The organism is Sphingopyxis sp. (assembly GCF_035250425.1).
Lineage (GTDB): Bacteria > Pseudomonadota > Alphaproteobacteria > Sphingomonadales > Sphingomonadaceae > Sphingopyxis.
Window position 1 is genome coordinate 1 of sequence record NZ_DATFFD010000034.1, and the last position, 10,795, is coordinate 10,795.

Sequence of the window (10,795 nt, forward strand, 5' to 3'; positions counted from 1 at the left end):
GCTAGGCGATGCGTCGATGGGTGTCTCGACTTCGCTCGACACGAGCGGGAAGAGAGGCATGGCTCAAATCGACCGAAAAGCGACGCTTCGTATCTTATAACTCGTCATTCCCGCGAAAGCGGGAACCCAGTGCGGGGTCAGCCTACGCGCGCTCTGGGTTCCCGCTTTCGCGGGAATGACGAGGGTTGGGAACGTCCGCTCACTACCCCAAAGCCGACCGCCAGAAAAACCGGCGGTTAATGCCAGGGCGAGGTCCGTACCGACCAGTAAACGATGTAGAGCAGTCCCGCCCATAGCAGCAGAATGAACGCCATGCCGGCGCGGCTCGACGGGCGTTCGCTCGCGGTTTCAGCGGCGGCGTGGAGTTCGGCCCATAAGGGATCGGGGATCAGGCGGCGCACGACCCACAGGCCGAGGGGGACGATCAGCAAATCGTCGAGCCAGCCCAGCACCGGAATGAAATCGGGAATCAGGTCGATCGGCGACAGCGCATAGGCTGCCACCGCGATGGCGAGGATGCGCGCGAGCATGGGAACGCGCGGGTCGCGCGCGGCGAGCCGGGCGGCGTGCGCCTCGACCGCGAGGCGGTGGCCGAGATCGCCGATACGTTCGGAAAGGGATTTGCCGGTCATCGCGATCTACACTAGCCTTCCCGCATGGCTATCCAACTGAAAAGCGCGCGTGTCGAACGCTGGCCGGTCGCAGGAGCGTTCGTCATCAGCCGCGGCGCGAAGACGCATGTCGATGTCGTCGTCGCCGAAATCGAGAGCGAGGGCGAGACCGGGCGCGGCGAAGGGACGCCGGTCTATTATCTGGGCGAGGATGCGGCCGGGTGCCGCGACCAGCTATTGCGCGTCGCGCCGCATATCGCCGACATGGGCGCGGCCGGCGCGCGCGCCGCGGTGCAGGAACTGATGGCGGCCGGCGCGGCGCGCAATGCGCTCGATTGCGCCTTGTGGGATCTTGAAGCGCGGCAGCGGGGACTGCGCCTCTGGCAGCTTGCGGAGTGCGACGGCGCGCCGACGTCGCGTGTCACCGCTTTCACCATCTCGCTAGGCACCCCCGGCGCGATGGCGGAACAGGCGGCGACGGCCGAGGCCGACGGCTATCGTTTGCTGAAGCTCAAGCTGACCGGCGAAGACGACCTGTTGCGCGTCGCGGCGGTGCGCAAGGGCGCGCCCGAAGCGCGGCTGATCGTCGACGCCAACGAAAGCTGGCGCGATATCGATATTTTGAGCGAGGCCGAGGCGCTCGCCGACCTGGGGGTCGAAATGATCGAGCAGCCGGTGCCGGTGGGCGCCGACGCGCTGCTCGATCCGATCTATGCGCCGATTCCGTTTGTTGCCGACGAAAGTTGTCAGACGGCGGCCGATGTCGCGCGGATCGGCGCCTTTTACGACGGCGTGAATATCAAGCTCGACAAGGCGGGCGGGCTGACCGAGGCGCTGCGCATCGCCGATGCTGCCGATGCGGCGGGGCTATCGATCATGGTCGGGTGCATGTTGTCGACCAGCCTGGCGATCGCGCCGGCTTTCGTGCTGGCGCAGCGGGCGCGCTGGGTCGATCTTGATGGGCCGGCGCTATTGGCGCGTGACCGTGAGGGCGGGTTCGAGTTTCGTGACGGGCGGATCGGGCCGCCGGTGGGTTGAAAAGATCCTCCCTATGGTGAAGCCATGGGAAGGGGGACCGTCGGCGCAGCCGATGGTGGAGGGGTTTTGACGTCGCGTCATTACCCCTCCGTCAGCGCTTCGCGCTGCCACCTCCCCATGCCTGCGGCACGGGGAGGATCTGGACCTACAACGCCACGGTGGCGTGTTCGCCGAGTTCGCCGTCGCTCATCGTCATGCCGGTCGCGAGCTTGAACATGCCCTTGAGGCCGGGGTCCGCGGTCCAGATTTCGGCGTCGTCGAGGTCGAAGCGCAGCAGGACCAGCTTGGGGTCGTCCTTGCCGTCTTCGTACCAGGCCGCGATGCTGTTGTTCCACAGTTTCTCGAGCACCGCGCGGTTGTCTTCGCGGCGCAATGTGCCCGATATGCAGGCGAAGAGGTCATGCCCCTTCGACGCGAACTGCGCCATCGCCGGGCCGCCGCCCGCCAGGCGGTTGTCGGCCGCGGTGAAGAACCAGAAGGCGCCGTGGGCTTGCCTGTCGAGTTGCGCGGTCATCGGGATATGATGTTCGCGTTCGCCGGTCGCCCCGACCATGACGATGGGGCTGTTGGCCAGCGCCTTCCAGAATATTGTCTTGATGTCGTCGCTCATCGGAACGTCTCCTGTTCGTCCCTCGATGATCGATCAACGCGGCAGTCGGCCGGTTGTTGCCCCGTTCAGCGCAGCCGCGGCTCTGCATAGCTGACGACCTCATATTCGATGCCGTCGGGGTCGAAGAAATAGAAGCGGCGGCCGGGTTCGTAATCGCCATGGTTGAACGGGGTCAGCCCGACCGCCTTCACGCGCATTTCGATCGTGTCGAGATCCTCGACCTGCACGCCGACATGGTTGAGCGGCGCGCCCTTCGGATATTGCGCGTCGGCAGGCTCGCCGTCGGGGCGGGTGTAGAGCGCGATATAAGCGGCATCGCTGCCGAGGTGGATCGTGCGGCCGCCATCGCGCGCCGGCCCGCGCCAGCGTTCGTGCCAGCCGAAGATCGCCGAGAGGATTCCGGCGGTGCGGTCGGGATCGCTGACCGTCAGATTCACATGCTCGATGAAGGGATGCGCCACCTAAATTCTCCTGATTCGCGTTGACGCACGGCTTATAGAAGCTCAAGTCAGGTTTAGATCAAGCGAAAAGCAGGAGCGCGGAAGATGCATCGGACCGATCTGATCGCGATCGGCGAACTCGCGGCGCGCACCGGCGTCGCGGTGTCGGCGATCCGCTTTTACGAGGCGAAGGGGCTGGTCGAGGCGCTGCGCACCGGCGGCGGCCAGCGCCGCTTCCTGCGCGCCGACATCCGGCGTGTGTCTTTTGTCCTGATCGCGCAGCAACTGGGGCTGAGCCTCGAGGAGATTGCCGCCGAGCTGGCGCAGCTTCCCGCCGGACGGACGCCGAACGGTGCCGACTGGACGCGCATCAGCACGGGGCTCCGCGCGCGGATCGATGCGCAGATCGCGGCGCTTCAGCGCACGCGCGAACTGCTCGGCAATTGCATCGGTTGCGGCTGCCTCTCGCTCAAGAAATGCGGGCTGTACAACCGCGAGGACAAAGCGGCGCAGCGCGGGGCGGGGCCGCGCTATGTGCTCGGCGACCGGTCGGGTGAGATTGCGGAAATATAGCCGTCGCTCCTGCGACGGCAGGGCCGCTATCGGTGCAAGGCCTCTCGCGGCCCCTGCCTTCGCAGGGGCGACGAAAAACCTCGATCAGGCCGCGCTCAGCCGCTCGATCTCGGGCGCCCCGGCGAGGCAGGGGCCGAGGCTGGCGCTGAGGTCGCGGAAATGGTTCGACGCGCGGTGGGCCGCGACCGCAGCGTCGTCGTCATAGCATTCCATTACCTTGTAGACGCTGGCCTCGCCGGTGCGGAACAGGCGGTAATAGCTGTTGCCGGCCTCTTCCTTATGGACCGCGGCCGCGAGTTCGGCGAAAACCGCCTCGAACGCCTCTTCCTTGCCGGGCTGCACGCGCAGCGTTGCGATCACACCGATGGCACTCATGGCAATTCTCCGCTTATGGTCGGGCCGGCCCGCGAGGACCGGCCCGATAGGTTCGTCAGAAGACCTCGAACAGCCCCGCTGCGCCCTGGCCGCCGCCGATGCACATGGTGACGACGGCATATTTGGCGCCGCGGCGCTTGCCCTCGATCAGCGCGTGGCCGACGCAGCGCGCGCCGGTCATGCCGAACGGGTGGCCGATCGAGATCGAGCCGCCGTTGACGTTGAGCAGCTCGTTCGGGATGCCGAGCGTGTCGCGGCAATAGAGCACCTGCACTGCGAAGGCTTCGTTGAGTTCCCAGAGGCCGATGTCGTCCATCTTGAGCTCGAAGCGTTCGAGCAGCTTCGGGATCGCGAAGACGGGGCCGATGCCCATTTCGTCGGGCTCGGTGCCCGCGACCGCCATGCCGACATAGCGGCCGAGCGGCTGGAGACCCTTCTTTTCGGCGACCTTGGCTTCCATCAGCACCGCCGCCGATGCGCCGTCGGCGAGCTGGCTGGCGTTGCCTGCGGTGATCGTGTGGCCTTCGCCCATCACCGGCTTCAGGCTCGAGAGGCCTTCGAGCGTGGTGTCGGGACGGTTGCATTCGTCATGATCGGCGACGACGTCCTTGAACGAAACTTCCTTCGTTTCCTTGTCGACGACCGCCATCGTTGCCTTGCACGCGACGATCTCATCGGCAAATTTGCCGGCCTGCTGCGCGGCGGCGGTGCGCTGCTGCGACTGGAACGAATATTCGTCCTGCGCTTCGCGGCTGATGTTGTAGCGCTTCGCGACGACCTCTGCCGTGCCGATCATCGGCATATAGGTGTCCTTGTGCATCGCGATCAGCTCGGCGTCGGTCTCGATGAAGACCTTGCCGCTGCCGCTGACCTTCGAGATGCTCTCGATACCGCCGGCAACCGCGATGTCCTGGCGGTCGACGATGATCTGCTTCGCGGCGGTCGCGATCGTCATCAGGCCCGACGAGCATTGGCGGTCGATCGACATGCCGGGGACGGTGACGGGCAGGCCGGCGCGCAGCGCGATCAGGCGCGCGACGTTCATCGTCTGCGAGCCCTGCTGCATCGCGGCGCCGAACAGCACGTCATCGACTTCGCCACCTTCGATGCCGGCGCGTTCGACCGCGGCGCGGACGGCATGGGCGCCCAGCGTCGGGGCGAGGGTGTTGTTGAACGAGCCGCGCGCCGCCTTGGTCAGCGGGGTGCGGGCGGTGGAAACGATGACGGCGTCACGCATATTGATGTTCCTCTTCGAAGAGTTTGGCAGAATCTTTGCCGGGGAGGATTGGTACGGCCCTTGGGCTCAAACGAAAAACTGGCTGATCCATTCGGCGATCAGGGCGGGTTTTTCCTCGCCTTCGATCTCGACGGTGACTTCGTTGGTCTGCTGCCATTGGCCCGGGCGCTTTTCCTCGAGCTCGAGCAGCTTGATGTGGCTACGCACGCGCTTGCCCGAGCGGACGGGCGAGAGGAAGCGGACTTTGTTGCAGCCGTAATTGACACCCATCTTGACGCCGCCGACCTTGGGGCCGTCGGTGCTCGCGCCGAGCAGCGGCATCAGCGACAGGGTGAGGAAGCCGTGCGCGATCGTGCCGCCGAAGGGCGTCAGCTTCGCCTTTTCCTCGTCGACATGGATGAACTGGTGATCGCCCGTCGCGTCGGCGAACTTGTTGATCATCTCCTGATCGACGAGCACCCAATCCGACGTGCCGAGATGTTCGCCGACCTTGGTTTGCAGTTCCTGCGGCGTGATGGTGGCCATAATCATCCCCTCAAATTGCTGGTTCGGGGCGCGTTCTAGGCCTCTCTTGACGCATTGCACAAGAGCCAAGCCCCGCGCCCGCGGCGCCGTAGCGTCAGCCGGACTTTGCTGCCTTTGCCGTGCCCCCCTTGGGTTTTGGAGACTCGGAATAGGGCATCACCATGGTCCCGTCGGGCGCCGCGGTAAAGGTCGTCTGCGTCGGATAGGCGAACGCGTAGCCGCTCTTGGCCATCGCGTCGAAGACGCGGATGGCGATATCGGTGCGCGCTGCGGCGACGACATCATAATCGTCGCTGAAGACATCGAAGATCAGTTCGAAATCGAGGCTCGATGGGCCGAAGGTCAAAAAGCTCGAGCGGATGAACTCCTGGCCCCCGGCAACCACCTGTTCCTCAAGCAGCGCGGGAAGGTCGCGCAGCATAGCGGGTGTCGTCTGATAGACGACGCCGATCTTGAAGGTGATCCGGCGGCGGTGGAGATGCGCGAAATTGGTGATCTCCTTGCTCAGCAAATTGGTGTTCGAGATCACGAGCAATTCGCCGTTGAGCGAGCGGAGGCGCGTGCTCTTGAGCCCGATGCGCTCGACCGTCGCGGTGCTCGTGTCGTACTTGATCGTCTCGCCAACGCGGAAGGGCCGGTCGAAGATGATCGAGAGCGAGGCGAAGAGGTCGGAGAAGATCCCCTGCGCGGCAAGGCCGATGGCGATGCCGCCGATGCCGAGACCGGCGATGAGGCCGGTGACATTGACCCCCATATTGTCGAGGATGACGATCGCCGCGATCGCGAACAACGCGATGCTGATCAGCAGGCGGATGATGCCCATCGCGTTGGAAAGCGTCTCGTTGTTCCCCTCGGCCGCGCGGCGCTGGATCAGCCCGAGCACGATCTCGCGCGCCCAGATCGCGACCTGCAGCACGACCGCGACCGTGAAGACGAACTGGATCAACTGCATGATCACTGCGGGCGGCTGGGCATAGCTGGCGACCATGCGGATCGCGATGATCGCGAGCACCGACGACTTGGTCTTGTGGATCACGCGCCCGGCGATGTGGGTCAGCGTCATTTCGCCTTCGGCCGACTGCGCATGCTTGAGCGCGAAACCGCGGGCCATCGACAGGACAAAATAGATGAGCAGGCCGACGCCGATCGCGATGCCGATCTGCAGCCAATGGCTTTCCACCCACGCGAGGCTCATGTCCCAATAGCGTTGCAGGTCGGCGAGCGGATCGGCCGCGGCCGCCTTTGCGGGCGCAGCTTTCGGGGCGGCGGTGGTCGCGGCGGCGAGGATGGGGAAATTCATGCTGGTCCTTTTGGGGTCCTATGTACGTCGGATCAGGCGGATTGGAGCAGCACCGCGGCGGCGGGCGCCTGCTCCAGATAGGTCAAAAATCCGCGTTCGTAACGCGAAAGATAGCGCGTCGCGCGCGGCAGGGTTCCGATCGCGGCGGCAAAGTCGTCGCGCGCCTGCGCCACGGCGAGCATTGCGGGGTGGACATAAGCCTTGCGCGCAATCGCGGGCGTGTTGCCGAGATGGCCGGCGACATGTTCGAGCATCATTTTGAGGGTGGGCGGTGCGGGCGCATCGTAGAGGAAAGCGAAAGCCTCGATGCTCGCCGACCAGGTGCGGAAATGCTTGGCGCTGAATTCCTCTCCCATCGCCTCGCGGATATAGGCGTTCACATCTTCCGACCCCACGGTATAGAGTTCGCCCTCATCCTCATATTGAAAGAGATTCTGGCCGGGCAGGTTCTGCAGCCGGCGCACCAGCGTCGTGAGGCTGCGGTCACTGATCGTCACCTCGCGCTTTGCGCCGCCCTTGGCGATATATTTGAGGCGGAGCGTCTTGCCCGAGAGTTTTGCGTGGCGCTGGCGCAACGTCGTCGCGCCGAAACTCTTGTTGGCGGCGACATATTCTTCGTTCCCGACCCGCAGCGAGGCAAGGTCGAGCAGGCGTACCACCGCCGCGACGACGCGCTCCGGAGCCAGTGTCCGGCGGTTCAGGTCGTCCACAAGGCGCGCGCGCAGCAATGGTAGCGCATGGCCGAACGCGGCGCAGCGGTCATATTTATCGGCTTCGCGCGCGCGCCGGAAATCGGGGTGATAACGATATTGCTTGCGCCCGCGGGCGTCGTAGCCGGTCGCGAGGATATGGCCGTTCGCCGCGGGGCAGAACCAGGCATCTTCATAAGCCGGGGGAAGCGCGATCGCATTGAGACGGTCGATTTCGTCGCGGTCGCGGATGATCTTGCCCTTGGCGTCGCGGTAGCGCCAGCCGGCGCCCGAGCGCTCGCGGCTGATGCCGGGCAGGCTGTCGTCGACATGGATCAGGTGCGGTGCGGACATGGGTCCATAGCGCCGCGCCGCTGCCGATGGTTCCCCGGCTGTGCCGCAGCGTCAGGTCTCGCTGCGGCCCGCGGCGAAGATGGTGTGCGGTGCGGCGAGCAGGCGGTCGCCGGCGCGCTGGGCGATGCGCCGCCCCGGCACCTCGAGCGCGATATGGAGAAGATGCGACACGGCGAGCGTCAACAGAATGAAGGCGAGGATCTTCACCGGATGGACCAGCGCCGGATCGTCGACGAAGAACAGCTTGAAGAGAATCCACAGGAAGAAATGCGACAGATAGACGGCATAGCTGATGTCCCCCAGCCATTGCGCGATCCGGCCTGACAAGAGGGGCCGCGGCGCCGTCGATGCCTGCAGCGCAAGGATGACGACAGCGGTCATGATCAGCGGCACGGCCGCCGGCTGCGACCCGGCCACCCCGAACAGCAATGCCGCGGCGCCAACGAGGCCGAGCGCGGTGCCGTAGATGATCGCCGTGCCGCCGGGCCTTTCGCGCTGCGCCGTCCACCATTGGCAAAGCAGGATACCGATGCCGAATTCGACGAGACAGCGCAGCAGGCCGGTCGCGGGAATATCGTCGCCAATGCTCGCGCGGCCGGTTGCCGCGAACCACCATCCGAGACCGGCGGTCATCGCGATGATCAACAAAGGGAAGCTCCACGCGCCGCGCGGCAGCCGCGTCAGCCAGCCGCCCGTGATCGCCAGCAGCAGATAGGCCGCCCATTCGGTCGAGATCGACCACGCCGGATCGTTCCATGTCAGCCCGTCGCCGAACCCCCAATTCTGGACCAGCAGATAATGCGCCGGCAGCTCGGCGAAGCTGTAATGCGCGCCGGGATCGCGCCCGCTGACGAGCAGCGCCGCCGCGAACAGCAGCATCGCCGACAGGATCGCGAGGTGGAGCGGGAAGATGCGGGCAAATCGCCGGATGATGAAGCGCGGCGCGGCGCGGATACCCTGATCGCGGAACTCGGCGCCATAGGTCCACCACAGCACGAACCCCGACAGGACGAAGAACAGGTCGACCGCCAGATAGCCCTCCGCCAGCACCGCAATGGCCCGCTCGGGCAGGAAGCCCGCCATCGCGCTGCGGATATGGTAAAGCAGTACCATCAGCGCCGCGAACCCGCGCAGCCCGGTGAGGGTCGGCAGCATTTGTCGCGGCATGGCGGTGGCGCTCACGCGGCCACCATTGAGCGCGGGGTCAGCGGCCGCCATCCCGCTTCCTTCTCGCGGCGGCGGCAATAGGTCGTCAGCCCGATCTCGAGCGCCAGCATCATGTAGATGAAGGGCTGGAAGGCGATGGCGACAAACAGCGACCCGACCAGATAGACGATATGGCCGTGCTGCAGCGCGGTTGCCAGGGGTGCGATCCATTGTTCTTCGCCGCGCCGCGTTTTCAGGTAGCGCCGCCGGATCCGCTCCATCTGCACCAGCCCCGCAAAATGGAGGAGCAACCACATGGCGGTTCCCGGATAGCCCTGCTCGCCCAGCATCTCGAAATAGCTGGAGTGATAGGCGCGCGATTCTTCCTCATACACGCTCGCCGTTTCTTCCGGACTGCTCGCTTCCTTTTCGACACGGACGCGATTTTGAAGAAAGGCGTTGAAGCCGCCGCCCATGGGATTGTCCTTCGCATAGTCCCAGGTCCACGCCCACACCGCGACGCGCGTCGAGGCCGACTGGTCGGACTTGTAGCCGCGGATCGTTTCCATCCGGTCGGTATAGCTTTGCGGCAGGAAGGGGATAGCGGCGGCGGCGAGCAGCCCGGCGCCCGCGATGTAGAGAAGGCGGTGCTTGACCGCGCGCAGTGACAACAGCGCGAGCACGAAGAGGCAGATCAGCCCGGTGCGTGCCTGGGTGCCAACAGGCAGCAAGGCGCAGGCAAAGACCAGCGCGAAGCAGAAGACCGACATCATCCAGTCGGGCGGAAAGATCGTCCCGTGGCGGCGATACCACAGGATCAGCGGGATGATCGAAATGGCGACGCACGACATGGTGCTGCCCTCGTAAAGCCCGTAATTTTCGCTCAGCAGCAACTGAAGCGTGCCATAGCCCCCGCCGCCCGCTGCTGTCTTGATGCCGCCCGCGATCGCGATCGCCGCCGCCGAGAGCAGCAGCATCAGCGCCAGCGCCTCGATCCGCAGCTTCGTGCGCAGCGTCAGCGGAAGGAAGATCGCCCAGATCAGCGCCTTCCACACCCAGCTCCACTTGTCCGCCGCCTCGACGGGGAAATCGGCATAGATGGTCGTCATCCAGCAATAGAAGAGCAGCATCACGAGCAAGGTCTGCCGCCCCGACCAGCGTGTGTCCTTTTTTTCGTCGGCGACGAGCCAGCCGGCGATCGCGAGCCCGAAGACGATCAGCGAAACGGGCATCGAGTTGATCAGGAAATAGCTCAGACGCTGCGGCGCGACGATGTCGATATAGCAAAAGCACAGTATGAACAGGAACGGCTTCCTGAAGCCGATCCCGATGAAGGCGAACAGAAAGGCGACGAACGCGAGATCACGCATCGGGGCGGGCATCCGCTTCGGCGCGTTCGGCGTCGCGGCGTTGCTGCCACAGCAGGCGCGGGCTGACTTCGCGGTCGAGATCGTCGCGATGAAGCAGGCGCCAGAGCGCGATCGCCATCAGGACGTGCGTCAAGCCAAGGGAAAAATTGTCGATCATGTCCGCTCCGGCTACGCGATCGGGGTTGACGCCGCGTTAAGGCTTGTATGTCAGTGGATTGGCCTATGACACGCATTTTGCACATTCTCGACCATAGCCTGCCCGCGCACAGCGGCTACACCTTTCGCACGCGCGCACTGATGAAGGCGCAGGCCGCGAAGGGGTGGGAGGTCGCGGGGGTCACCGGCGTGCGGCACCCCGAGCCGGGTCCGGACGGTGAGACGGTCGACGGGCTGACCTTCTATCGCACCCTGCCGATCGCACCCGCGCGCGCGCCGATCCGCGAGTGGCGCGAGATCGGGGCATTGGCGAAGCGCGTTGAAACACTGGTTCAGCAATGGAAACCGGACCTTCTGCATGCGCATTCGCC

14 protein-coding genes are annotated in these 10,795 nt (G+C 65.2%); 3 read left to right on the top strand and 11 right to left on the bottom strand.

Features of this window, described 5'->3' with window-relative positions; translation table 11 throughout:
• Window positions 1–236: 236 nt before the first annotated feature.
• Window positions 237–632: a YkvA family protein gene (locus tag VJ811_RS02450; protein ID WP_324070685.1), complete on the bottom strand. Its 396-nt coding sequence runs from the start codon at window positions 630–632 to the stop codon at window positions 237–239.
• 24 nt (window positions 633–656) lie between these two features.
• On the opposite strand from VJ811_RS02450, the gene VJ811_RS02455 reads away from it, so the two are divergent.
• A complete protein-coding gene (locus VJ811_RS02455) occupies window positions 657–1,649 on the top strand; it encodes a dipeptide epimerase (protein WP_324070686.1) in 993 nt (330 codons plus the stop codon).
• A 145-nt stretch (window positions 1,650–1,794) separates the two neighbouring features.
• Here the strand turns inward: VJ811_RS02455 and VJ811_RS02460 are convergent, their stop codons facing one another.
• On the bottom strand, window positions 1,795–2,259 hold the full coding sequence (locus VJ811_RS02460; protein WP_324070687.1) for a pyridoxamine 5'-phosphate oxidase family protein: 465 nt from the start codon (window positions 2,257–2,259) through the stop codon (window positions 1,795–1,797).
• A 65-nt stretch (window positions 2,260–2,324) separates the two neighbouring features.
• Window positions 2,325–2,720 carry a VOC family protein gene (locus tag VJ811_RS02465; RefSeq protein WP_324070688.1) on the bottom strand — a complete coding sequence of 132 codons (396 nt, stop codon included), beginning with the start codon at window positions 2,718–2,720 and terminating at the stop codon, window positions 2,325–2,327.
• A gap of 84 nt (window positions 2,721–2,804) precedes the next feature.
• Between VJ811_RS02465 and soxR the strand changes: the two genes are divergently transcribed.
• Window positions 2,805–3,272, top strand: coding sequence for a redox-sensitive transcriptional activator SoxR (gene soxR, locus VJ811_RS02470; protein ID WP_324070689.1), 468 nt, complete (start codon window positions 2,805–2,807; stop codon window positions 3,270–3,272).
• Between the two features lie 84 nt (window positions 3,273–3,356).
• Here soxR and VJ811_RS02475 read toward each other — a convergent pair whose 3' ends face one another.
• From VJ811_RS02475 to VJ811_RS02510, 8 genes are all read right to left on the bottom strand, one after another.
• Entirely contained in the window at window positions 3,357–3,647 is a 291-nt protein-coding gene (locus VJ811_RS02475; protein WP_324070690.1) for a putative quinol monooxygenase, read from the bottom strand.
• A 55-nt stretch (window positions 3,648–3,702) separates the two neighbouring features.
• Window positions 3,703–4,884, bottom strand: coding sequence for an acetyl-CoA C-acyltransferase (locus VJ811_RS02480; RefSeq protein WP_324070691.1), 1,182 nt, complete (start codon window positions 4,882–4,884; stop codon window positions 3,703–3,705).
• A gap of 66 nt (window positions 4,885–4,950) precedes the next feature.
• Entirely contained in the window at window positions 4,951–5,409 is a 459-nt protein-coding gene (locus VJ811_RS02485) for a MaoC family dehydratase (RefSeq protein WP_324070693.1), read from the bottom strand.
• 94 nt (window positions 5,410–5,503) lie between these two features.
• Window positions 5,504–6,709, bottom strand: a complete 1,206-nt coding sequence (locus VJ811_RS02490) for a mechanosensitive ion channel family protein (RefSeq protein WP_324070694.1) — start codon at window positions 6,707–6,709, stop codon at window positions 5,504–5,506.
• A gap of 32 nt (window positions 6,710–6,741) precedes the next feature.
• Window positions 6,742–7,752 carry a DNA topoisomerase IB gene (locus VJ811_RS02495; protein WP_324070695.1) on the bottom strand — a complete coding sequence of 337 codons (1,011 nt, stop codon included), beginning with the start codon at window positions 7,750–7,752 and terminating at the stop codon, window positions 6,742–6,744.
• A 51-nt stretch (window positions 7,753–7,803) separates the two neighbouring features.
• On the bottom strand, window positions 7,804–8,970 hold the full coding sequence (locus VJ811_RS02500) for an acyltransferase (RefSeq protein WP_324070696.1): 1,167 nt from the start codon (window positions 8,968–8,970) through the stop codon (window positions 7,804–7,806).
• Window positions 8,931–10,268, bottom strand: a complete 1,338-nt coding sequence (locus VJ811_RS02505; RefSeq protein ID WP_324070697.1) for a putative O-glycosylation ligase, exosortase A system-associated — start codon at window positions 10,266–10,268, stop codon at window positions 8,931–8,933. Before VJ811_RS02505 ends, VJ811_RS02500 begins: the two co-directional genes overlap by 40 nt.
• Window positions 10,261–10,425 carry a hypothetical protein gene (locus VJ811_RS02510; RefSeq protein WP_248456706.1) on the bottom strand — a complete coding sequence of 55 codons (165 nt, stop codon included), beginning with the start codon at window positions 10,423–10,425 and terminating at the stop codon, window positions 10,261–10,263. Before VJ811_RS02510 ends, VJ811_RS02505 begins: the two co-directional genes overlap by 8 nt.
• Window positions 10,426–10,490: 65 nt before the next feature.
• Here VJ811_RS02510 and VJ811_RS02515 point away from each other — a divergent pair.
• Window positions 10,491–10,795: glycosyltransferase (locus VJ811_RS02515; protein WP_324070698.1), on the top strand; the 305-nt coding region annotated here is incomplete at its 3' end.